The organism is Phytomonospora endophytica (assembly GCF_014202425.1).
Taxonomy (GTDB): Bacteria; Actinomycetota; Actinomycetes; order Mycobacteriales; family Micromonosporaceae; genus Phytomonospora; species Phytomonospora endophytica.
The window spans coordinates 179382-201602 of record NZ_JACHGT010000008.1 but is presented as its reverse complement, the minus strand read 5'-3'; the positions used below and the strand labels follow the sequence as shown (position 1 = coordinate 201602).

General features: G+C 72.4%; 23 protein-coding genes and 1 riboswitch. Of the genes, 13 read left to right on the top strand and 10 right to left on the bottom strand.

Translation table 11 applies throughout. The features are described from left to right. Positions 1–130: 130 nt before the first annotated feature. Both HNR73_RS19680 and paaK read left to right on the top strand, forming a co-directional pair. Positions 131–1261 (top strand): hypothetical protein, encoded by a 1131-nt coding sequence (locus tag HNR73_RS19680; RefSeq protein WP_184788992.1) that lies wholly within the window; start codon positions 131–133, stop codon positions 1259–1261. Between the two features lie 45 nt (positions 1262–1306). Beyond that, the gene (gene paaK, locus HNR73_RS19675; RefSeq protein WP_184788991.1) at positions 1307–2605 is read left to right on the top strand and encodes a phenylacetate--CoA ligase PaaK; all 1299 of its coding nucleotides are present in this window, start codon (positions 1307–1309) and stop codon (positions 2603–2605) included. On the opposite strand, the gene HNR73_RS19670 is transcribed toward paaK, so the two are convergent. Further along, on the bottom strand, positions 2602–3828 hold the full coding sequence (locus HNR73_RS19670) for an Hsp70 family protein (protein WP_184788990.1): 1227 nt from the start codon (positions 3826–3828) through the stop codon (positions 2602–2604). The genes paaK and HNR73_RS19670 overlap by 4 nt on opposite strands. Positions 3829–3845: 17 nt before the next feature. After that, a complete protein-coding gene (locus HNR73_RS19665) occupies positions 3846–4847 on the bottom strand; it encodes a LacI family DNA-binding transcriptional regulator (protein WP_203686252.1) in 1002 nt (333 codons plus the stop codon). 100 nt (positions 4848–4947) lie between these two features. On the opposite strand from HNR73_RS19665, the gene HNR73_RS19660 reads away from it, so the two are divergent. From HNR73_RS19660 to HNR73_RS19645, 4 genes are read left to right on the top strand one after another with little or no spacing between them, the layout of a single operon-like run. Further along, positions 4948–6207, top strand: coding sequence for an extracellular solute-binding protein (locus HNR73_RS19660; RefSeq protein WP_184788988.1), 1260 nt, complete (start codon positions 4948–4950; stop codon positions 6205–6207). A gap of 1 nt (position 6208) precedes the next feature. Next, a complete protein-coding gene (locus HNR73_RS19655) occupies positions 6209–7273 on the top strand; it encodes a carbohydrate ABC transporter permease (RefSeq protein ID WP_184788987.1) in 1065 nt (354 codons plus the stop codon). Continuing rightward, complete coding sequence (locus tag HNR73_RS19650) at positions 7270–8103, top strand: carbohydrate ABC transporter permease (RefSeq protein ID WP_239122138.1); 834 nt, start codon at positions 7270–7272, stop codon at positions 8101–8103. The genes HNR73_RS19655 and HNR73_RS19650 overlap by 4 nt, the downstream gene beginning before the upstream one ends. After that, entirely contained in the window at positions 8100–9968 is a 1869-nt protein-coding gene (locus HNR73_RS19645; protein ID WP_184788985.1) for a glycogen debranching N-terminal domain-containing protein, read from the top strand. The genes HNR73_RS19650 and HNR73_RS19645 overlap by 4 nt, the downstream gene beginning before the upstream one ends. 48 nt (positions 9969–10016) lie before the next feature. Here HNR73_RS19645 and prfB read toward each other — a convergent pair whose 3' ends face one another. Together prfB and HNR73_RS19635 are read right to left on the bottom strand one after the other, a co-directional pair. Further along, positions 10017–11150, bottom strand: a complete 1134-nt coding sequence (gene prfB / locus HNR73_RS19640; RefSeq protein ID WP_184788984.1) for a peptide chain release factor 2 — start codon at positions 11148–11150, stop codon at positions 10017–10019. Between the two features lie 86 nt (positions 11151–11236). Beyond that, positions 11237–12061, bottom strand: coding sequence for a TrmH family RNA methyltransferase (locus tag HNR73_RS19635; RefSeq protein ID WP_184788983.1), 825 nt, complete (start codon positions 12059–12061; stop codon positions 11237–11239). A gap of 83 nt (positions 12062–12144) precedes the next feature. Between HNR73_RS19635 and HNR73_RS19630 the strand changes: the two genes are divergently transcribed. Both HNR73_RS19630 and HNR73_RS19625 read left to right on the top strand, forming a co-directional pair. Continuing rightward, on the top strand, positions 12145–12921 hold the full coding sequence (locus HNR73_RS19630; RefSeq protein WP_184788982.1) for a hypothetical protein: 777 nt from the start codon (positions 12145–12147) through the stop codon (positions 12919–12921). A gap of 73 nt (positions 12922–12994) precedes the next feature. Continuing rightward, a complete protein-coding gene (locus tag HNR73_RS19625) occupies positions 12995–13981 on the top strand; it encodes an aldo/keto reductase (protein WP_184788981.1) in 987 nt (328 codons plus the stop codon). Positions 13982–13986: 5 nt separating this feature from the next. Here the strand turns inward: HNR73_RS19625 and HNR73_RS19620 are convergent, their stop codons facing one another. Then, entirely contained in the window at positions 13987–14388 is a 402-nt protein-coding gene (locus tag HNR73_RS19620; protein WP_184788980.1) for a DUF4234 domain-containing protein, read from the bottom strand. 90 nt (positions 14389–14478) lie between these two features. Between HNR73_RS19620 and HNR73_RS39110 the strand changes: the two genes are divergently transcribed. The 3 genes from HNR73_RS39110 to HNR73_RS19605 all read left to right on the top strand — a co-directional run bounded on the left by HNR73_RS39110 (position 14479) and on the right by HNR73_RS19605 (position 15765). Further along, positions 14479–14988, top strand: a complete 510-nt coding sequence (locus HNR73_RS39110; protein ID WP_373316613.1) for a DUF1707 SHOCT-like domain-containing protein — start codon at positions 14479–14481, stop codon at positions 14986–14988. Positions 14989–15001: 13 nt separating this feature from the next. Further along, positions 15002–15065, top strand: a riboswitch (guanidine-III (ykkC-III) riboswitch). Between the two features lie 12 nt (positions 15066–15077). Further along, entirely contained in the window at positions 15078–15392 is a 315-nt protein-coding gene (locus tag HNR73_RS19610; protein WP_184788979.1) for a DMT family transporter, read from the top strand. 1 nt (position 15393) lies between these two features. Next, complete coding sequence (locus HNR73_RS19605; protein ID WP_184788978.1) at positions 15394–15765, top strand: DMT family transporter; 372 nt, start codon at positions 15394–15396, stop codon at positions 15763–15765. Here HNR73_RS19605 and HNR73_RS19600 read toward each other — a convergent pair. Together HNR73_RS19600 and HNR73_RS19595 are read right to left on the bottom strand one after the other, a co-directional pair. Next, positions 15701–16327 (bottom strand): response regulator, encoded by a 627-nt coding sequence (locus tag HNR73_RS19600; protein ID WP_184788977.1) that lies wholly within the window; start codon positions 16325–16327, stop codon positions 15701–15703. The two genes, HNR73_RS19605 and HNR73_RS19600, sit on opposite strands and share 65 nt — an antisense overlap. Beyond that, a complete protein-coding gene (locus tag HNR73_RS19595) occupies positions 16324–17502 on the bottom strand; it encodes a sensor histidine kinase (protein WP_184788976.1) in 1179 nt (392 codons plus the stop codon). Before HNR73_RS19595 ends, HNR73_RS19600 begins: the two co-directional genes overlap by 4 nt. A 111-nt stretch (positions 17503–17613) precedes the next feature. Here HNR73_RS19595 and HNR73_RS19590 point away from each other — a divergent pair, with 111 nt between their 5' ends. Continuing rightward, entirely contained in the window at positions 17614–17805 is a 192-nt protein-coding gene (locus HNR73_RS19590) for a hypothetical protein (protein WP_184788975.1), read from the top strand. Here HNR73_RS19590 and HNR73_RS19585 read toward each other — a convergent pair whose 3' ends face one another. After that, on the bottom strand, positions 17806–19293 hold the full coding sequence (locus HNR73_RS19585) for a hypothetical protein (RefSeq protein WP_184788974.1): 1488 nt from the start codon (positions 19291–19293) through the stop codon (positions 17806–17808). 105 nt (positions 19294–19398) lie between these two features. Here HNR73_RS19585 and HNR73_RS19580 point away from each other — a divergent pair, with 105 nt between their 5' ends. Continuing rightward, a complete protein-coding gene (locus HNR73_RS19580; protein ID WP_184788973.1) occupies positions 19399–20958 on the top strand; it encodes a lipase family protein in 1560 nt (519 codons plus the stop codon). Here HNR73_RS19580 and HNR73_RS19575 read toward each other — a convergent pair. Both HNR73_RS19575 and HNR73_RS19570 read right to left on the bottom strand, forming a co-directional pair. Beyond that, positions 20955–21626: an alpha/beta fold hydrolase gene (locus HNR73_RS19575; RefSeq protein ID WP_184788972.1), complete on the bottom strand. Its 672-nt coding sequence runs from the start codon at positions 21624–21626 to the stop codon at positions 20955–20957. The two genes, HNR73_RS19580 and HNR73_RS19575, sit on opposite strands and share 4 nt — an antisense overlap. Then, positions 21626–22183 (bottom strand): TetR/AcrR family transcriptional regulator, encoded by a 558-nt coding sequence (locus tag HNR73_RS19570; RefSeq protein ID WP_184788971.1) that lies wholly within the window; start codon positions 22181–22183, stop codon positions 21626–21628. Before HNR73_RS19570 ends, HNR73_RS19575 begins: the two co-directional genes overlap by 1 nt. Between the last annotated feature and the right edge of the window lie 38 nt (positions 22184–22221).

Here is a 22221-nt window from a genome sequence, read left to right as displayed (position 1 = left end):
CGCCGAGGTAAAGAGCGTGGGTCGAGATCCGGGACGGGTCTGCCCTTTTCGCGTCCCTTGTGGACGTTCATTGCGGAATGCCGCCCGCTTAACGTGAAGGCCTCTTCCCTCTCCCGACCGGAGGTCGGCCATGATCTTCATCAGCGGTGTTCGCAAGGAGAAAGGCGAGGTCACGGCCCCGGCCCACATGTTCGACGACGACCGGGTCCGCGACTTCGACAACCTCGCCGAACTCGCCCGGCACGTCAAGGGCGACACCGACCATCTGGGCTCGATCAGCGTTCCCGGCACGCTCGGGCGGGTGTGGGCGCGCTTCAGCCCGCAAGGTCTCAACATCTTCGGCGAGCAGCACGACCACGTGCGCCTCCTCGACGTCGTGGGGAAGGTCGGCACGCGCTCCTTCATCGACGAGTCCTTCTTCGTCGAGAAGCTGGCCACGAACTCGAAGGTGTTCGCGACCTGCGTCCTCGAAACCGCGGGGGCGAGGCAGAGGCTCGACATCGACGCCGCCCGCATGCACGACTTCGGCGCCGACGCGCTGTTCCCGAAGATGGCGGTCCCGCTTCCCATGACCTTGGCGTATCTCAAGGGGAGGCAGGTCGAGATGCGCCGGGGCAGCGCCCTCGGGTTCGCCGCCCAGTACGCGCTGCGGATCGCGTGGGCCTACGTCAGGGACCTCGACGCCAACGTGGAGACGGTTCCGCCCGGCGGGGCCGCGACCGCGCCGAAACCGAAGCTCTCGGATGCCGAGAACCGGGCCGCCGGCAACGTCATGGCCTACGACGCCTCGATCGACCCCTTCGTCGCGACCCTCAACTTCGGCGGATACCTCGGCGACAAGGTCGACGCGCGTTCCAACCCGCTGTTGCTGGGGGGCTTGACATCCGTGCTCGAAGACGTCATCGAGGTCATGTACGAACGCATCGGGGACGATCCCGTGCTCGACGCCACCGAGCGGACGCTGCTGCTCGGCCGGAGCCGCACGGGGCCCGAGGCCCAGGGCGAGACCTTCGCCCTCTGGCGGAACATGCGCTTCGCGCGCACGATCGCCCCGGCGGCCGTGCGCGGGGTCCGGTACGCCGGGGTCGGCGCCGGGCACCTGCTCTACCTGATCGACAACGGCAAGGTCCCGAGAGGTTCCTACCTCTACGACATGCGCCCGGCCGGCTCGCGTGAGGTACCGAAACTCACCGGGAAGCCCGGGGTCACCCCGCTGACCAGGATGGTCGAGCACACCGCCGAACTCCGCGAGAGCGCCTGACCGAACCCGTGGACATCCGCGCCGGGCGGGACGATCATCGGAGCCATGCCGAGCTACCAGCCCCCGCCCGCCGCGCTCGACCCGATCGAGACCGCCTCCGCCGACGAGCTGCGCGCCCTTCAGGACGCCCGCCTGCGCGAGACGATCCGGCACGCCCACGACCACAGCCCGCACTACCGGGCCGCGTTCGCGGCCGCGGGCGTCGAGCCGGGCGACGTCGGGGGCATCGGCGAACTGTCGCGGCTTCCCTTCACCACCAAGGAGGATCTGCGGCGCAACTATCCCTTCGGCATGTTCGCGGTCCCGCGCGAGCGGGTCGCCCGCATCCACGCCTCCTCGGGCACGACGGGACGCCCGACCGTCGTCGGCTACACCGCCGGTGACCTGCGGACGTGGGCCGAGGTCATGGCCCGGAGCCTGCGGGCCGCCGGGGCGCGGCCGGGCCAGATCCTGCACAACGCCTACGGCTACGGCCTTTTCACCGGCGGGCTCGGCGTCCACGCGGGCGCCGAGCACCTCGGCTGCACGGTCGTCCCGGTGTCGGGGGGCCTGACCGAGCGGCAGGTGCGCCTCATCGCCGACTTCGGGCCCGAGATCATCACCGTCACACCGACCTACATGCTCGCCATCGCCGACGAGATGGAACGCCAGGGCATCGACCCGGCCGCGACCTCGCTGAAGGTCGGTGTCTTCGGCGCCGAACCGTGGACGGGCCGCCTGCGCGAGACCCTTGAGGAGCGGCTCGACATCCACGCCGTCGACATCTACGGCCTCTCCGAGGTCATCGGGCCGGGCGTGGCGCAGGAGTGCCTGGAGACCAAGGACGGCCTGCACGTCTGGGAGGACCACTTCTACCCGGAGGTCGTCGACCCCGGCACCGGCGCGCTCCTCCCCGACGGCGAGCTCGGCGAACTGGTCTTCACCAGCCTCACCAAGCGGGCGATGCCGGTGATCCGCTACCGGACCGGCGACCTCACGCGCCTCCTGCCGGGCACCGCCCGGACCATGCGGCGGATGGAGAAGATCACCGGGCGCACCGACGACATGCTGATCGTGCGGGGCGTCAACGTGTTCCCGACGCAGATCGAGGAGTTGCTGCTGGCCGAGGCGGAGCTGTCGCCGCATTTCCAGTGCGTGCTCGGGAAGCGGGGCCCGCTGGACACGCTGACCGTCACGGCCGAGCCCGCCACCGACTCCACTGTGGACGCCGCCGAGGAGGCCGGGCGGCGGCTGGCCGAACGGATCAAGGGCACGATCGGGGTCACGGCGGCGGTGCGGATCGTCGCGGTGGGCGGGGTGGAGCGTTCGGCGGGGAAGATGCGCCGGGTCGTCGACGAGCGCTAGTTCACCTTGGTCAGCTGGGTGACCAGGATCGAGGCCGCCAGCAGGATCGCCAGCGCGATCGCCGCGCGCCACCGCCAGTCGAGCCGCCGCTTCGGCTTCCGGGGAGCGACGGGCGGCGGGCGCACCGGAGCGGGTGCCGGCGGGGGCGCGACGACCGGCGCGGCCACCGGAACCGAGACCGCCGCGCCCTGCGCGACGACCAGCTCCGGCTGCTCGATGACGGTCGGCGCGACGCCCAGGGCCCGGTGCAGCATCGTCGCGACGAGCGGCATCCGGCTGGCGCCGCCGACCAGGAACACGCCCGCGATCCGCTCCGGCGTCAGCTTCGCCGCGCGGACCACGGCCCGCGTCGTCGCGACCGCGCCCTCCAGGAGCCGCCCGGTCACCGCCTCCAGCTCCTCGCGCGTCAGCATCGCCGGCACGTCCAGCAGCGGTATCGGAAGCTCGGCGCGCGAGTCGGTCGACAGGGCCTCCTTGGCCATGCGCACGTCCTCGGTGAACAGCCTGCGGGCCGCGCGCTCGCGCGGCGACTCCGGCGACATCAGCCGCGACCAGCCCTCGCGCTCGCCGTGCACCCGCGCGAGCAGCTCGATGAGCGCCTGGTCGACGTCCACACCGCCCAGGCTCTCCAGGCCGTCGACGGCGGCGACCTCGAAGCCGCCGCCACCGGCCGTCACGACGCTCGCGTCGAAGGTCCCGCCGCCCAGGTCGAACACGACCACGGCCTGCCCGGCCGAGATCCGCCGGCCCAGCACGGTCGTGAAGTAGCGGGCGGCCGCGACCGGCTCGGGCAGCAGCGTGGCGCCGGCGAGTCCGGCGTTCTCGGCGGCGTCCTCCAGCACCAGGCGCCGGCGCGGACCCCACGCCGCCGGGTGGGTCAGCACGACCGCGTCGACCGCGCCCGCGACCCGTACGGCCTCCGCGCGGACCCGTGTGAGGACGGCCGCGATCACGTCGACGACGGCGAACTCGTCCTCGCCCAGCAGCAGGGAACCGTCGTCGACGCGACGTTTCGGGTTCGGTTCGAAGCGCGCGGGGTCGACGCGCGCGGCGTTGGCCGCGGCCCGGCCGGCGCGCAGGCCGTCGACGGTGTCGGCGTAGACGCCCGACGGCAGCAGCGGCGAACCGTCGAAGAGCAGCGGCACGGCGGGACCGTCGTCCCTGCGCCACACCGCGACCGTGTGGGACGTGCCGAAGTCCACGCCGAGGGCGACCGGTGACATGGAAGAAAAGTAGCGGGTCAGCGCACGATCAGCCGCGGCTCCACCAGCAGCCCGGCGGTCTGCGGCGCCGGGCCGCGGCGGATCTCGGTGCCCTCGCTGCCCATCAGCAGCTCCAGGATCCCCTCGGCGACCCGCTCGGGCAGCTGCTCGACGCTGGAGATGCCGATCGCCTCGGCGGCGGCGGTGTTGTCGAAGCCGACGATCTGCAGATCCGGGCGGCCCGCGCGGACGGCGGCCAGGTGGGCGCCGATGGCGAGGGCGTCGCTGGCGCACACGATACCGTCGACGGGGGTCTCCCCGCGCTCCAGCAGTTCGCGGACCAGCCGCCGCCCCTCGTTCACACCGTCCAATGTGGCCAGTCGGGGTGCCGCCCGGTCGCCCATGGCGGCACGCCAGCCGCGCTCGCGGTCATCGCCGGTCCCGGAGTCGGGAGGCCAGCCGAGGAACGCGACGTGCTCCCCGGCGCGGGCGAGGAGGTGCTCGGTCGCGGCCCGCGTCCCGGCGGCGCCGTCTATGTCGACCCACGGATGGTCGGCGTCCCCGGCGCCCCACGGACGGCCGAAGGCCGCGAAGGGCATGCCGCGCTCGCGGAGACGTTCGGCGCGCGGGTCGCCGAGGGCGGTGCCGGTCAGGATGATCGCGTCGACCTCACCGCCGTCGGCGAGGCCGTTGATGTAGCCGAGCTCGTCGGCGAGGGTGCGGGCGGCGTAGACGAGGACGCGCAGGCCACGCGAGGAGGCGTGCTCGGTGAGGGCGTGCACGAAGCGGTCGAGGACGACGCCGGAGATGCCGCCGGAGTAGGCGTCGAGCTTGACGCCGATCGTGGAGCTCCGGCGCTGCCGCAGGCGGCGGGCGACGGCGTTGGGCGCGTAGCCCAGTTCCTCGATCGCGACGAGGACCTTCCGCCGGGTCGCCTCCTTGACGATGCCGGGCCGGTTGACGACGTTGCTCACCGTCTGGCGGGAGACCCCCGCCTCCCGTGCCACGTCCTCGATCGTCGCCACGCGCTGCTCGGCCACCGTCGCCCCCTCACGTCCTTGACATGCCGCTTTGCCGGAGCCTATCATTTTGATCGTTAAAATTTGATCGTTCAAATCACCTCGTCAAAGGAGATGCAGCGTGAAACCCACCGCACGGGCCGCGCTCGCGGCGGGAGGCGCGGCCCTCGCCGCGACGCTCCTGCTGGCGGGCTGCGGACAGGGATTCGAGGAAAGCCCCGACGACGCCTCCTCCGCCGACGCGCTGACCTCGTCGAGCGACCCGCTGACCATCCTCTTCGGCTCCAGCGGCGACGCCGAGACCAAGGCCGTCCAGGACGCGGTGGCGGCCTGGTCGGCGCAGTCGGGCGTGCAGGTCACCGCCACCCCCGCGACCAACCTCAACCAGGAACTCTCGCAGGGCTTCGCGGCCGGTTCGCCGCCCGACCTGTTCTACCTCTCGCCCGACCAGATCGCCGCCTACGCCGCCAACGGCTCCATCGAGGCCTACGGCGACCAGTTGACCAACAAGGGCGACTTCCACCCCTCCCTGGTGCGGAATTTCACCGTGGACGGGAAGTTCTACTGTGCCCCGAAGGACTTCTCCACCCTCGCGCTGGTCATCAACACCGACATGTGGGCCGAGGCCGGACTCACCGACGCCGACATCCCCACCACCTGGGAACAGCTCGACGCGGCAGCGGCGAAACTGACGAAGGGTGACCGCGCCGGCCTCGCCTTCGACGCCCAGTACCAGCGCGTCGGCGCCTTCACGGCCCAGGCCGGCGGGCGACTCGTCAGCGCCGACGGCACCCAGGCCGTCGCCGATTCCCCGGAGAACCTCGCCGGGCTCGAATACGTCAAGAAGCACCTGACCGACGGCACCTTCGCCTACTCCGCCGACCTCGGCGCGGGCTGGGGCGGCGAGGCCTTCGGCAAGGAACTGGCGGCGATGGCGATCGAGGGCAACTGGATCACCGGCGCCCTGTCGGCCGACTTCCCCGACGTGAAGTACCGGGTCGCGCAGTTGCCGGCCGGGCCCGCCGGGCAGGCCACCCTCCAGTACACGAACTGCTGGGGCATGGCCGCCGACAGCCCCAACCAGAAGGCCGCACTGGAACTCGTCGAGCACCTCACGGGCACCGAGCAGCAGCTGGCCTTCTCCAAGGCCTTCGGCCCGATGCCGTCGATCCAGTCGGCGGCCGACCGGTGGCGCACCGACAACCCCGCGCTCGTCGCCTTCCTCGACGGCGCCGCCTACGCGCAGGGCCTGCCGACCGACGTCGGCGCGACCGACGTGATCAACGACTTCAACGCGCAACTGGAGTCGCTGAAGTCGGGCGACCCCAAGCAGATCCTGACCACGGTCCAGGGAAACCTTGCGCCGGTGGTCGGAGGCTGAGATGACCCTCGCCGAACGGGCGCCCCGCCGCGCCGGGAAACGCCGCACACGCGGTTCCCGGCGCGGTGAGGGGACCGCCGGGTGGCTGTTCACGCTGCCGGTCGTGGTCATCCTCGGACTGTTCCTGCTGGTCCCGGTGCTGATGGCGCTGTGGGTGAGCTTCTCCGACTGGTCGGGGCGCGGCAGCCCGCTCGCCCCGGGAGTCGGCTTCATCGGGCTCGGCAACTACGGCGAGATCCTCACCGAGGGCGGGCTGGCGACGCGGAACCTCGGCATCTCGATGCGCAACGTCGGCTGGTACGTCCTGCTGGTCGTGCCGCTCCAGACCGCCCTCGCGCTGTTCCTCGCGGTCCTGGTCAATCGCGCGATCCTGCGCGGGCGCGGAGTCTTCCGGACCGCGTTCTACTTCCCCTCGGTGACCAGTTCTGTCGCGATCACCGTCCTGTGGCTGTTCCTGTTCTCCACCACCGGAGTGGTCAACGAGGTGCTGTCGTGGGTCGGGATCGGCGGCCCGAACTGGTTCAACGACCCGCGCGGCATCGTCCACATCGGACTCTCGGTCTTCGGGGTCGACTCCGGCCCGGCCACGATGACCGGCTCCGACGTCCTCGGCGTGTCCTGGTGGGACTGGCTCGCGGGCCCGTCGGTCGGGATGAGCGCCTTCATCCTCATGGCGATCTTCACCACGAGCGGCACCTTCATGCTGCTGTTCATCGCGGCCCTGCAGAACATCGGGCCCGAACTCGGCGAGGCCGGGATGATGGACGGCGCCAACGCCTGGCAGCGCTTCCGGCGCATCACGCTGCCGCAGCTGCGCCCGACCCTGTTCACCGTGCTCACGCTCGGCCTGATCGGCTGCTGGCAGGTCTTCGACCAAATCTACACCGGCACCCAGGGCGCACCCGGCAAGACGACGATGACGCCCGCCTACCTGTCGTACCAGGCCGCCTTCGCCGACCAGAAATGGGGACAGGGCGCGGCGATCTCCTTCATCCTCTTCCTGATCATCGTCTTCTTCACCCTGCTCCAGCGCCTGCTCCTCCGCGAAAAGGGGGGACGGTCGTGAGACGCGCCCGGTGGCTCGCCCCGGCGGGACTGTACGCACTGCTCGCCGCCCTCGCCGTGATCTACGTCTTCCCCTTCCTGGTGCAGGTCTCGACGTCGTTCAAGACCGACGCCGAAGCCGCCGGGAACGCCGTTTCCCTGCTCCCGCAGACCTTCACCGTCGCCGCCTACGAGCGCCTTTTCCTGCACAGCGACTTCCCGCTGTGGTTCGCCAACTCGGCGATCGTGACGATCGCGGTGACCCTCGGACGGGTCTTCTTCGACTCCCTCGCCGGTTACGCCCTGGCGCGCCTGCGCTTCCGCGGGCGCGGCCTGGTCTTCGCGCTGATCGTCGGCGTGATGGCCGTGCCGACGGTCGTGCTGCTGATCCCGAAGTTCCTCGTGCTCAACCAGCTCGGGATCTACAACTCCTACGCGGGCATGATCCTGCCGCTGCTGGTGGACGCCGCCGGGGTGTTCATCATGAAGAACTTCTTCGAGTCGATCCCCACGGCCGTAGAGGAACAGGCGCGCATCGACGGGGCCGGGACCTTCCGGGTCTTCTGGTCGATCGTGCTGCCGATGGCCCGCCCGGCGCTGATCACGATCATCATCCTGTCCTTCCAGGGCTCGTGGAACGAGCTGAGCCACTTCATCGTGGCCACCCAGTCGCCCGAACTGACGACCCTCACCAAGGGCGTGGCCTCGCTGGCCTCCGGTCAGCTCAGCCAGGGCACGCAGTACCCGATCAAACTCGCGGCCGCCGCTCTCATGACGATCCCGGTCGCGGTCCTGTTCTTCATCTTCCAGCGACGCATCATGAACCGAAGCGAAGGAGCCGTCAAGGAATGACCCCCGGCCGCCAGCCCTTCCTGCACGACGCCGTCATCGCGCTCCACGCCCCCACACAGGCCTGGTCGCGCGCCGACGGCGAGATGACCGCGGCCGTCGACGGCCTCTTCCACGGCGACCGGCGCTTCGCCCGCGGCCTCCAGATCGAGATCGCCGGCGAGCGGCCGGAGACGATCGCGGTGAGCGAGCGCGGCGCCAAGACGGTCGTGTTCGAAGCGGTCGTGCGCAGCGTCGACGACACCCTGCCCGACCCGCACGTCAGCCTGTCGCGCACGCGGGTCGTGCGGGCCGGGCGGATGAGCGAGACCGTCACGGTCTCCTCGGTCGTCGAACGGGAGGTCGGCGGACTGCTGCGGCTGCGCGTCGAACCGGACTTCCGGGCGCTCCAGGACGTCAAGTCGGGCCTGGGCTCCGGGGCCGGCTGGGAGGCGCTCGTCGAGGGCCCGCGCGTGACCGTGAAAGGCGACGCGGCCTCCTTCGAGCTGGCCGCCGAGGCCGGGGAGTGGCGGACCGAGGGCGACGCGCTGTACCTGGAGTGGCCGGTGTCGGTCGCGCCCCGGGGCTCGGCGACGCTGATGTGGTCGATCGCGATGCGGGACCCGAGCCTGGTGGTGCGGTCGGCGTCGCGCCCGTCGGGCTGGGCGGTGTCGACCGTGGGCGCCGACGAGCGGCTCGCGCGCTGGGCCGAGGTCGCCCTCGACGACCTCGACGCGCTGCGGCTGGCCTTCCCCGACCGGCCCGAGGACATGTTCCTCGCGGCGGGGGCGCCGTGGTTCCTCACGCTCTTCGGCCGCGACTCGATCTGGGCGGCGCGCATGCTGCTGCCCGTCGACGTGTCCATCGCCGCCTCGACCCTGCGCGTCCTCGCGCGCCTCCAGGGCACCCGCGACGACGCCACGACCGAGGAGCAGCCGGGCAAGATCCCGCACGAGCTGCGCGCGGCGACGTTCACCATGCCCGGTGAGGGCATCACCCTCCCGCCGCTCTACTACGGGACGGTCGACGCGACCGCGCTGTGGGTGTGCCTCCTCGTCGACGCCTGGCGTGCGGGGACGGCCCGGGCGGAACTCGCCGAGCTCGTCCCGAACCTGCGCGCGGCCCTGGCGTGGATCGCCGACTCGGTCGGGGAGGACGGTTTCCTCTCCTACATCGACCGCACCGGCAAGGGCCTGTCCAACCAGGGGTGGAAGGACTCCGGCGACTCGATCCAGTGGCGCGACGGACGGCTCGCGAAAGGCCCGATCGCGCTCTGCGAGGCCCAGGGCTACGCCTACGAGGCGGCCGTCGGCGCGGCGGACCTGCTCGACGAACTGGGCGAGGACGGCGCCGGGGAGTGGCGCGCGTGGGCCGCGGGCCTGCGCGGACGCTTCAACGACGCCTTCTGGGTCACGACCCCCGAGGGCACCTACCCGGCGATCGCCCTCGACCGCGACGGGAACGCCGTCGACACGCTGACCAGCAACATCGGGCACCTCCTCGGGACCGGCATCGTCGACACCGAGGCCGAGGCGGGGATCGCCGCGCTGCTCACCGGCCCCTCGATGAGCTCCGGCTACGGCGTGCGGACCCTCTCGACGGGCGCCGCCGGCTACTGGCCCCTCGGCTATCACGGCGGCGCGGTGTGGGCCCACGACTCGGCGATCATCGCCCACGGCATGGCCCGCGCCGGACGGCACGAGGAGGCGGCGGTCGTCGTCGACGGCCTCCTGCACGCCGCCGAGGGCTTCGGCTTCCGCATGCCCGAACTGCACTCGGGCGTCTCCCGCGAGGAGTACGCCCGCCCGGTCCCCTACCCGGCGGCCTGCCGGCCGCAGGCGTGGTCGGGCGCCGCGGCGATCACCTGCCTGCGGATCGCGGCGGGCTAGCGCACTGACGGGGCGGGGGAGGCGTGCGCGCGCCTCCCCCGTCGTCGTCTAGGCGGCCTGGGCCTCGGCGGCCGCGTCGGCCTGGCGCTGCTTGCGCCAGCGGATCCCGGCCTCGATGAGGCCGTCGATGTCGCCGTCGAGGACGACGTCGGGCTGGTTGGTCTCCCAGCCGGTCCGCAGGTCCTTGACCATCTGGTACGGGTGCTGCACGTAGGTGCGCATCTGGTCGCCCCACGAGGCGGTCACGTCACCTCGCAGCTCGTTGATCTCGGCCTCCTCCTCGGCGCGCTTGCGCTGGAGGAGTTTGGCCATGAGGACGGCCATCGCGCTGGCCTTGTTCTGGAGCTGGCTGCGCTCGTTCTGGCACGTCACGACCAGGCCGGTCGGAATGTGGGTGAGCCGCACGGCGGAGTCGGTGGTGTTGACGCCCTGGCCACCGGGACCGGAGGCGCGGTAGACGTCGACGCGGATCTCGTCGTCGGGGATCTCGATCTGGTCGGTGGTCTCGACGACCGGCACGACCTCCACCGCCGCGAAGGCGGTCTGGCGGCGGCCCTGGTTGTCGTACTTCGAGATCCGCACCATCCGGTGCGTGCCCTGCTCCACGGAGAGGGTCCCGTACACGTAGGGCGCCTTGATCGCGAAGGTCGCCGACTTGATCCCCGCCTCCTCGGCGTAGGACACGTCGTAGACCTCCGTGGCGTACTTGTGCCGCTCGGCCCAGCGCAGGTACATGCGCATCAGCTGCTCGGCGAAGTCGCTGGCGTCGGCCCCACCCGCACCCGAGCGGACCGTCACGAGCGCCTCGCGCTCGTCGTATGGACCCGACAGGAGCGTGCGGACCTCCAGCTCGTCGACGAGCTTGCGCAGGTTCGCGATCTCGTCGCGCGCCTCGGTCAGCGTGCCCTCGTCGCTCTCGTCGGCGGCCAGTTCGAGCAGGACGCCGGCGTCGTCGATGCGGCTGCGCAGGGCGCCGACACGACTGAGCTCGCCCTGCACGTGGGAGAGGCGTGACGTGACCTTCTGGGCCTTCTCGGGGTCGTCCCAGAGGCCGGGCTCGGCGGCGAACGCCTCAAGCTCGGTCTTCTCCCGGTTGAGCGAGTCGAGGTCGAGCACCGACTCGACGGTCTGGAGCGTGGCGTCCAGGTCACGGAGTTCGGCGGACAGGTCATGGCTGGTCACAACGGTCAAGCCTACGCGCACCGGGAATCACCATTCGGCCCGTCACGTGCGGGAAGAGGCCTGGGGCACTGCGCCGGGCGTCTCGGTCACGCTCCGGTGGCCATGCGCTGCCGCACGCATTCGTAAGTCACCACGGCGGCGGTCACGGCCACGTTGAGCGAGTCGACGCGGCCGAACATGGGGAGTTTGGCGCGGATGTCGGCGGCGGCGAGCAGTTCGCCGGACAGGCCGTGCTTCTCCGAGCCGACGAGGACGGCCGTCGGGCCGCTCAAATCGAGACCGGCGACGTACTCGTCGGTGTCGGGAGTCGTGGCGACGACGGTGAGCCCCCGCTCGCGCGCCCAGGCGAGGAACGCGGCGGTGTCGCAGGAGGCGACGGGGACGGAGAAGACCGCACCCTTGCTGGCGCGGACGACGTTGGGGTTTCCCCAGTCGGTCACCGGGTCGACGGAGATCACGGCGGTGACGCCGGCGGCGTCGGCCGTGCGGAGGATCGAGCCGAGGTTTCCCGGCTTCTCGACGCTCCCGCACACCACGACCAGGGGATTCGGGTCCTCCGGCAGGTCGGCGAGCGCGGTCTCGATGTCGGGGACGACGGCGAGCCACCCGTCGGGGCCCTCGCGGTAGGCGGCCTTTTCGAAGGCGAGGCGGCCGAGGCGGTGGACCTGTGCGCCGGCCTGTTCGGCGCGGACGGCGACGTCGCGCGGGTCGCCCGCGGACAGTTCGGGGCAGAGGTAGAGCTCGGTGGGGGCGACGCCGGCGGTGAGGGCGAGGTCGAGTTCCTCGTAGCCCTCGACGAGGGTGACGCCCTGTTCCTGTCGTGCCCGGCGGCGGCCGCGGAGGGCGACGAGCGCCTTGACGCGCGGATTGGTGACGCTGGTGATGGGAGCGTCGCGCGGGTCGGTCGGCATGGGCGGATCGTACGGGACGGGTGAACCTGGGATCGGTAGCGCGCGGAACTCCCGCAGGGTGGGGACCTGATGGGAGGTGGGGTGTGGCGGATGGTCTGCCCGAGTTCTCGGTGAGCGAGCGCGCCGGGGACATGGTCGTCGAGCTGGGGACGGGGCCGCCCGCGCGTCTGCCGGGCGGGGTCGTCGGGTTGTCGGTGGCGGCGGGGGCGTTGTGGTGCGGGGTGGTCGGGGCCGGTGGTTTCCTGGCCTTCTCGACGGTGGAGTTCGCCGGGTGGCACGTGGTCGTCGGGGTGGCGCTGTTGATCGCGGCGGCGGTGTGTTCGGCGAACGTGGCGGGGTGGGTGGAGCGGAGGTTCGGGCAGTACGACGCGGCGATCCGCGTGGCGGGGGTGTCGGCGTGGGCCGGGGTGGGCGTGGGCGCGACGGCGGCCTGTGCCGGGCTGGTGGCCGCCTACGGGGTCGGGGCGGGCTGGGTGCTGCTTCCGGGGGTGTTCGGGGGGATGTGCCTGCTGCGGGCGCCGTTCGCGGCGGTGGGGGCGCGCCGGGGACTGGCCTATGTGCGCGGGCGGCAGGCGGCGATCCGGCACCTGCGGCGGTACGGGCGGCGGATGCGCGGGGTGCTGGTGTCGGTGGAGTTCGAGCGAACGTGGCATCAGGGCGCGCCGGAGTTCCGGGTGGAGATCGCGTGCGGGCTGGGCGTGGTTGGCGCGAACATGGTGACGCGGGCGGATCGCGTGCCGGTCGTGGGGAGCGGCGTGGTCGTGACGTGCGAGGTCGCGCGCGGGGACGTGCTCGTGGATCTGGCGGCGGGGGCGGCGTTCGAGGCCGACGCGAACCGGTGGCGGGAGCCCGCGGAGTAGGGGTCCCCGCCAGTGCCTGGCACCGGCCGCCCGCCCCCGGCAGACTGGCCTGGATCGGGCAGAGGAGCAGACCATGCACACGCGCACTCTCGGACAGGGACTAGAGGTTTCCGCCATCGGCCTGGGCGCCATGGGCATGTCGCAGAGTTTCGGCCCGAACCCGGGCGACCGCGACGACATGATCGGTGTCCTGCGTTACGCGATCGAGCGGGGTGTCACGTTCATCGACACCGCCGAGGTCTACGGGCCCTTCGTCAACGAGGAACTCGTCGGCGAGGCCATCGCGCCCCTGCGGGACCGGGTCGTCCTCGCCACGAAGTTCGGCTGGGACATCGTCGACGGGGTCAGGCGGGGCACCGACTCGCGCCCGGAGACCGTCCGCCGCGTCGCCGACCAGTGCCTGGCCAGGCTGGGCGTGGACGTCATCGACCTGTTCTACCAGCACCGGGTCGACCCCGACGTGCCCATCGAGGACGTCGCCGGGACGGTCGCCGAGCTCGTCGCCGCGGGCAAGGTCCGCCACTTCGGGCTGTCCGAGGCCGGTGCGGGCACGATCCGCCGCGCCCACGCGGTCTTCCCGGTGACGGCGGTGCAGAGCGAGTACTCGCTGTGGACCCGCGATCCCGAACCCGAGATCCTGCCCACCTGTGTCGAACTCGGCATCGGCTTCGTGCCTTTCAGTCCCCTCGGCAAGGGCTTCTTCAGCGGGACCGTCGCCCCCGACGCGACTTTCCGGCCGGGCGAGATCCGGGCCCGGATCCCGCGCTTCGCCCCGGAGAACCTCGCCGCGAACCAGGCCCTCATCGACCACGTCCGCGCCCTCGCCGGCGAGCGCGGCGCCACGCCCGCGCAGGTCGCGCTGGCCTGGCTCCTGGCGCGGCACCCGTCGATCGTCCCGATCCCGGGCACGCGCCGGCGGGCGCGCGTCGACGAGAACGCCGCCGCGACCGGGGTCGCCCTGTCCGCCGACGACGTCGCCGACCTGACCGGCATCGTCGACCGGTTCGGCGTCGCCGGGGACCGCTACGACGAGGAAGGCCTGAGGATGGTCGGCATCTGACGGGCCTAGGCCGCCAGGGAAACCGTGGTCCCCTCGGCCGGGTCGCCGTACTTCGCCCAGATCTTGTTGAGTTCCATCTGGTAGTACAGCGAGTGCAGGCTGAACACGAAGGTCAGCAGGAACCCGATCCACGGGTTGCAGCTGGCCTCGATCCCGGCCGCCCGCTGCATCCGCCCGATGCGCCTGCCCGTGTTGAACACCGACACGAAGGGCGGCACGATGATGATCCACCCGATGAGCACCGCCAGCAGCGACACGCCTGGCGTCACGTGGATGCGGGCGTCGAAGTCGCGGGCCTCGCGGTTGATCTTGTACCACCACACGAAGTGGTAGATGCCCAGCGTGATCAGCGGCCACACGAACCACACCAGGAACACGTTGCGGGTCTTCCCCGTCGCACCCGTCATGTCGGCATTGTCGTCCGCGACGAGGGCTCGCGTGGCCGGATGCGCCGAAGGCGTATGGTGCCATCCTGCACAGCGAGCGAGGTGACTTCCGTGAGCGAAGACCAGATCCGCGCCTCCGACGGCGATCGTCAGCGCGTCGCCGACCGGCTTCGGCTGGCCACCGACGAGGGCCGCCTGACCCTCGGTGAGTACGACGAGCGGCTCGACCGCGCCTTCAAGGCGCAGACCTACGCCGACCTCGACGCGCTCATCGCCGACCTGCCCGCCCCGGCGGGCGAGGAGAAGTCGCGGGTGGCGCCGGTGGAGTCGGCGAAGGAGGTCCGCTGGGACTGGGGACGCGACCGGGACCGGCACGACCGCCGCCGCGACCGGCGCAGCCGCCGCAAGCGCGGGATCCGTTCCGGCTGGGGCGGATGGCTGGGCCTCTCGGTGTTCCTGACCGGCATCTGGTTCCTCTCGCGCCTGTCCGACATCCGCGAGGAGGGCTTCGCCGAGGGCGTCGCGGGTCACGGTTTCTGGCCGCTGTGGCCGATCGCGGGCATCGGCCTGCTCATGCTCGCGCGCACGATCGGTTCGATGTTCGGCGACCGCGAGGACTAGCGCTACCCTGGCCGTGGAGCCCGGGAAGGGCTCGCGGACGAGGGAGCAGTACCCGCATCGGACAAGACTGACTCGGAAAGGGTCTCGTCGTGTCCTGGTCGATCCTCGTTCTCTCCGGCGTTCTGGAGGCGGTGTGGGCCGCGGCCCTGTCGGCCTCGGGCGGCCTTCGCCGCAAACGCCCCACCGTCCTTTTCGCCGTCGCGCTCGTCGCGAGCATGGCGGGTCTCGCCTACACGATGCGTGATCTGCCCGCCGGGACCGCCTACGCGGTCTGGGTCGGGTGCGGTGCCAGCCTGACCGTCCTGTGGGGCGTCGTCAAAGGCGAGGAGCGGGCGACCTGGGGTCGTTCCCTCCTCCTGGTCCTGCTCGTCGGTTCGGTCGTCGGCCTCAAGGCGGTGAGCTGACATGGCGTGGCCGGTCCTCGTTCTCAGCGCGCTGTTCGAGGCCGTGTGGGCGACCGCCCTCGGCCGCTCCGACGGCCTCACCGTCCCGGTGCCGACCGTCGTGTTCGCCGCCGCGCTCGTGGTGAGCATGGCCGGGCTCGGCTGGGCGCTCAAGACCATCCCCGTCGGCACCGCCTACGCGGTGTGGACGGGCCTCGGCGCGGCCTTGACGGTCGGGTACGCGATGGCGACGGGCGCCGAGGCCGTCTCGGTGTGGAAGCTCGTCTTCATCGCCGGGATCGTCGGCTCGGTGGCGGGCCTGAAGCTGCTCAAGCCGGGGCCGGCAGGATCCCGCGGGCGATCGCCGTCGTCACCGCCGCCGTCCGGTCGGTGACGCCGAGCTTGGTGAACACGTGCGTCAGGTGGCTTTTCACGGTCGCCTCGCCGATGTAGAGCTCGCGGCCGATCTCGGGGTTCGACAGGCCGCGCGCGACCGCGCGCAGCACCTCCAGCTCGCGGGCCGACAGCGCGCGCCTGCCGACCCGGGCACCAGCCGCGAGCTTCGCGGCGACGGGCGCGGCCAGTACCGTCTCACCGCGCGCGGCCGCCCGCACGGCCTCGGCGAGTTCGCGCCGGGGCGTGTCCTTGAGCAGGTAGCCGGTGGCCCCGGCGGCGAGCGCGCGGGCGATGTCGCCGTCGGTGTCGTAGGTGGTGAGGACGAGGACGGCGGCCCAGGCTTCGGCGACGACGCGTGCGGTGGCGGCGACGCCGTCGAGGACGGGCATGCGCAGGTCCATCAGGACGACGTCGGGGCGCAGGCGTTCGGCGAGCCGGACGGCTTCGGCGCCGTCGGCGGCCTCGCCGAGGACGTCGACGTCTCCGGCGGCGGTCAGGACGGTGCGGAGGCCTTCGCGGACGATGGGGTGGTCGTCGGCGATGACGACGGTGAGGCTCACAGCGGCAGCTCCCCGCGGACGGTCGTGCCGGTGCCGGGCCGGGATTCGACGGCGAGGCCGCCGCCGAGCGCGGCGAAGCGTTCGCGCATGCCGCGCAGGCCGTATCCGGCGGCGGTGGCGGTGTCGAAGCCCCCGCCGTCGTCGCTGACGGTGAGGACGATGCCGTCGGGCCGATAGGCGAGGGCGACGTCGACGGTGGTGGGCCGGGCGTGGCGGGCGATGTTCATGAGCGCCTCCTGGGCGGCGCGCAGGACGGCGGTCTCGCCGGGGACGGGCAGGGGGCGGGGTTCGCCGGTGACGGACAGGCCGGCGGGGACGCCGAGGTCGCGGCGGGCGCGGTCGAGGAGGGCGCCGACGGCGTCGGGGAGGGTGGCGTCGCGCAGTTGCGGTGGGCAGAGCGCGGCGACGAGGGCGCGGGCCTCGGCGAGGTTCCCGGCGGCGGTCTCGCGGGCGCGGGCGACGCGGTGGTGGGCGGCGTCGGGGTCGGCGCGGATCTCTTCCGCGTCGAGGTCGAGGAGCAGGGTGATGGCGGCGAGGCCCTGGGCGACGGTGTCGTGGATGTCGCGGGAGAGGCGCTGGCGTTCGGCGAGGACGCCGGTCTCCCGGCTCGCCTCGGCGAGCTGGGCGCGGGTGGCGGCGAGTTCGGCGACGAGCCGGGCGCGCCGCTCGCTCTCGTGCACGATGCGGCTGATCCAGGCGCCGAGGAGCCAGGCCATGGCCAGTGAGGCGGCGCCGACGCCGACGGACATGAGCAGGCCTCTGGGGCCGATGTCGGCAACGACGGCGATGCCGGTTCCGGCCGCGACGACGGCGCTGGCGAGGACGGCGCGGCGGGTCGGGAGCAGTGCCCAGATGTGCGGGTAGAGCAGGAAGAACATCAGGGCGCCGACGGGCGTCCAGGCGTAGAGCGCGACGGTGAGGGGGACGGCGGCGCAGATGTAGCGCAGGCCGAGACCGTTCTGCTCGGTGCCGAGGGCGCGGGCTCCGGTGAGGACGTACCAGCAGGTGAGGGTGGCGAGCAGCGCCAGCCGGCCGAGGCGTTCGAGTGGCCGGGCGTCGGGGTCGAAGGCGATGAGGAGGGCGGCGAGGACCGCCATCGAGGCGTAGACGAGGTGCCAGCCGCCGATGCCGCGGTGCCAGGCGTGCCGCTCGGCGGTGTCGGCGGCGGGTGCCATGCCCTTCAGTATTTCGGGCGCGGCGGGCGGTGTCCATCCGACTGTCGTCGGATGCCGGGGTCCGTCCACCGGGGACTGTCCACAGTGCTCGGACGGCCGGATGCTCGGGTCATGAAGTCGAAGCTGAGTGCGAGATACCTGGTTGCTCTGTCCATGGTCTACGGCGTGGTGATCGCCGCCATGGCGGTCTTCGACGTGCCCGGGATGAGCGCCGCCGCCATCATCGGCGCGATGGTCATCGGCCTGGCGTGGGCGATGTGGGGACTGTTCGCCAACCGCCGCGACCAGCCCGGAAAGGAGTGATCAGGACCGGACGAGCCATGAGCGGTCCGGCTCGTCGTCGCCTTTCGGCCACGACGCGGTGAGCGCCTCCAGCAGGTCGCGGTGGCGTTCGATCAGGTGGGGGTGGGACAGCCCGATCGCCGCCTCCACCTGGATCTCCACCTCCGGCGCGGCCGCCGCGCGCTCCAGCAGCGCGGTCACGGCCGGGTCCGGCACGTCGAACAGCGCGATGACCGCCAGCCGCCGTGCGTCGATGTCCACCGTCTTGTCGAAGATCAGCCCGTCCAGGGCCTCGACGAGCTCGGGGGCGGTCTCGATGTTCTCTTCGAGGATGTCCGACGCCGCGCGGGTCGCGCGCTCGCGGACGCGCGCGCCGATGCCGCGGTCGTTCAGGAAACGGGCGACGATCCCGGCGTCCTCGGGTTCGGCAAGCCACTCGACGACGCGCAGCGCCGAAGCGTGCAGCCCTTCCTCACCTCGCACCGCGAGGGATTCACGCGCGACGGCGAGGGCCTCCTCGGCGAGGTCGGCGGTCTCGATGCCGAAGCGGTCGAGGCCGTCGTCCATGTGGACGTGGTCGAGGGCGATCCCGGTGGCGGCGGGCACTCCACTGTGGAGCATCGCCCGGAAGGCCGCCAGGTGCGCCGCTTCACTCGTGGGCGAACGCATCTCGGTGAGCGCGGCGGCCATCTCGGCGCCGAGCACCGGTTCCGGGTCGGTCCAGTGGACGCTGTGCGGGCCGGGCATGAGGGCGTCCCGGATCTCCGAGGCGGCCCAGGTCCGCTCGTCGGCGGGCCAGGTGGCGTCGAGGCGGGTGAGCAGCTCCCGGTGTTCGTAGAAGCGCTTCTCCAAGACCAGCCGCCAGGCCGCGTCCTGCCGCAGCCGCTGCTCACCGTCGCCGGTGGCCACGGCGACGAACAACGCGGTCACGGCCGGGTCGTCGACGTCTCCCAGCGCCCGCACCGCGGCCTCACGGTCGTGCCGGCCGGCTTCGGGATTCTCCACGACGGCCGTGACGAGGGCGATGAGCCGCGGGTCGGGCTCGTCGGCGTCGGCCAGAGCGCGACCGGCGGCCGACAGCGCCTCGTCGAGGTTCCCGTCGAGCGGCGCACGCTCCAGGTAGTCGGCGATCGCGGGCGCGTCGCCGGCCTCGGCGTAGTTCCGCAGGACCGAGAAGGCCGACGCGTGGTTGGCGTTCGGGAGTCGCCGACCGGCCACCGGCGGCATCCGCAACAGCTCCCGCGCGTTGAAGAGGACCTCGTCGAGATGCGGCTCGAAGGGGTTGTCCTCACCGAAACGGCCCGTGGCCAACGCCCGGTCGAAGAAGTCCAGGGCCGTGCCCCGCGCGGCCGGATCGGTGCTGCGCAGCAGGATCAGGTGCAGCCGGCGGAACTCCTCAGGCGTCTCGGCGCTGCCGGTGGCCTCGAACGCCTCGGTCGCCTCCGGGTCGTCGTACTCCCCGTCCCAGTGCCAGGAACCGAACTCACGCAGGAACTGCATCATGAACACCGCAGGATTCAACCATTGTGGACGGATGGGCGCGAGGCCTTAGATCATCACGATCGTCGATTCCATATGCTTTCGGTGCTTTTCGCCCGACCATGGGGAGTCCACATGCGCCGCCGTCCCGGCACGGTCCTTCAGGAACGCCCACTGCCCCGCGCACTGTGGCCGGACGCGACGGGGGCCGCCCACCGCGTCGCCTACCAGGGCATCGGCTACGACGGCACCGGCCGCCTCGTCACCGGATCGGTCTTCGTCCCGGCCGGGCCCGCACCCGACGGCGGCTGGCCCGTCATCGGCTTCGCGCACGGCACGACCGGCCTGTCCGACGCCGCCGCGCCCTCCCGCACCGGCCTGCCCCGCCTGGAACGCGCGCACGTCTCCGCCTGGCTCGCCGGCGGGTACGCCGTCGCCGCCACCGACTACGAAGGCCTCGCCACCCCCGGCCCGCACCCCTACCTCAACGGCGAAGCCGTCGCCGACGACATCATCGACGCCGTCCGCGCCGCCCACCAGCTCGGGCACCCGCTCGCCCGCGACTGGCTCGCCGTCGGCTTCTCCCAAGGCGGGCACGCGGCCCTGTTCTGCGCGCACATCGCCACCGGCTACGCCCCCGAACTCGACTTCAAAGGGACCGTCGCGCTCGCCCCCGCCGTGTCGATCGACAAGCTCGTCGCCATGGTCACCACCGACGGCAACGGCCCGCTGTCCCCGCTGATGCCGCTCATCCTGGCCGGAATGGAGGTCAGTCATCCCGGCTGGACCGCCGAGGCCGGACTCACCGCGACCGGCCGCCGCCTCGTGACCCGGGCCGCCGACGCGACCCTCCTCGACATGTTCCGGGCCGTCCGGGGCGTCACCAACGACGAGGCCGGCACCACCGGCATCGCCTCCCGTCCCGCGCTCGCCCGCACCATGGCGGCCGCGGGCGTCCCGGTGAGCTTCCTCGACCGGCCGGTGCTCGTCTCGGCCAGCCGCGGCGACGAGGTCATTCCCTACGCGACCGCCGCCGACTTCGTCACCGCTCTGCACGGCACCGGAACGGCCGTCCAGCACCGCGAGTACGACGGCCACGACCACGCGGGCATGCTCGACGGCGGCCGTCCCGACGCGCTGACCTGGGCGGGGGAGCACCTCGCGGCCGTGGCCGCCGCGCCGGTCCCGGGCACCGGCTTCGACCTGATGGACCGCTCGGGCGACGGTGCACTCCGTCGCGACGACTACGAGTCCTTCGGCCTGCGGCTCGCCCAGGCCCTCGGGCAGGCGCCGGGTTCACCGGCCGGGCTGGCCGTCCGGCAGGGCTACCGGCGGCTGTGGAACGCGGTCCGCCGCAACGCCGACGGCGACGGCGACGCGGCCGTGTCGAAGGCCGAGTACACCGCGTGGATCGCCCGTGAGGCCGAGGGCGACGGCTTCGCCGAGGCGGTCGCGCCACTCGCGGAGGCCGTCGTCGGGCTCGTCGACACCGACGGCGACGGCGTTCTCGACCGCGACGAACTCGGCGCGCTGCTCACCGCCTGCCGGCTGTCGCCGGAGGAGTCGGCCGCGGTCGCCGGGAGGCTCGACGCCGACCACGACGGCCGCGTGAGCACCGCCGAGATCGTCGCGGCGGCACGCGATGTGTGCCGGGGCGAGGACGCCCCGGCGGCCTGGCTGTTCGGGCGCTTCTAACGCGAGCGGGCGATCGCGTCGAGGACGCCCGCCAGCTCGGTGGGCCGCGACAGGAACGGCGAGTGCCCGCTGTCCAGGGAGTACACCGCCTCGACGGGCGTCTCGGTGTACATCCGGCGCTGCTTCGCCGGGTCGAGGGCGCGGTCGTCGAGACACTCGACGTAGAACCGCGTGCTGTCCACTTCGGACTCCTCGGCGGGCCCGCTCGCACCACGCCGCAGCGCTTCCGGCGTGAGCCGGGCCGTGGCCCGGGCGGCGTCGGCGGGGTCGCAGTCGTGGTAGAAGAGTTCTCCGGCCAGTTCCGGCCGGATCGCCATGGTCCCGGCCTCGCGGTCGACGACGAGGGCTCGGTCGAACAGCGACCCGCGCCCGCCACCCAGGTCGTGCGGGGTGCGGCCGGGCGCCAGCAGGAATCCGCTGAGGTAGACCAGGGCGGTCGCCGACTCCGGCGCGAGGCGGGCGAGTGCCGAGATCAGCATGCCGCCGGAGCTGTGCCCGACGAGGATCGCCGGTCCGTCCAGTTCGGACAGTACGTCGGCGGCGCTCTTGCGGCCCCCGTCCAGGTCGGGTGTGTGGACGCGGTGCCCGGCGGCGGTCAGCAGTGGTGTCACCCGCTCCCAGCACCAGGCGCCGTGGAAGCTCCCGTGCACGAGCGCGATGTCGGCCATTATTCCTCCACATCGGACAGTGTGAGCGCGGCGAAGGCGCCGCGCAGGCGGGGTTCGAGGGGTTCGGCGTCGCGCGCGCACTGCCGGCGCAGCGTCCAGAAGACGCCGAGGGCCACGGCGACGGCGAGTTCGGCGCGGTCGCGGTTCCCGGCGCGGGCGGTCGCGGCCTCGACGAGTTCGTCGGTGCGGTCGGCGACCCGGTGTGGGACGAAGTCCGGATTGCGCGCGAAGAACTCCGGCCACAGGCCCGACACCTCGGCGTCGATCCGCACGGCCGCGTCGGCGAGCACCGCACCGACGGCGGCCAGGGCGTTCTCGCCCGGCGGGCGGGCGGCGAGGAGTTCGGCGAGCTCCCCGGGCCGCCAGGGCGAGTCGGGGGTGAGCGCGTCCTCCTTGGACGCGAAGTGGGTGAAGAAGGTGCTGCGTGCGATGTCGGCGGCGGTGCTGATCGCCTCCACGGTCACCGCGGCGACGCCGTGCGCCGCGGCCAGCCGCAGCGCGGCGTCTTGGATGGCGCGGCGGGTGGCGAGCTTCTTGCGGCTCCGGCGGTCGGTCACGCCCCCAGCCTAGACCTTGTATTGGACGGTGTCCATTA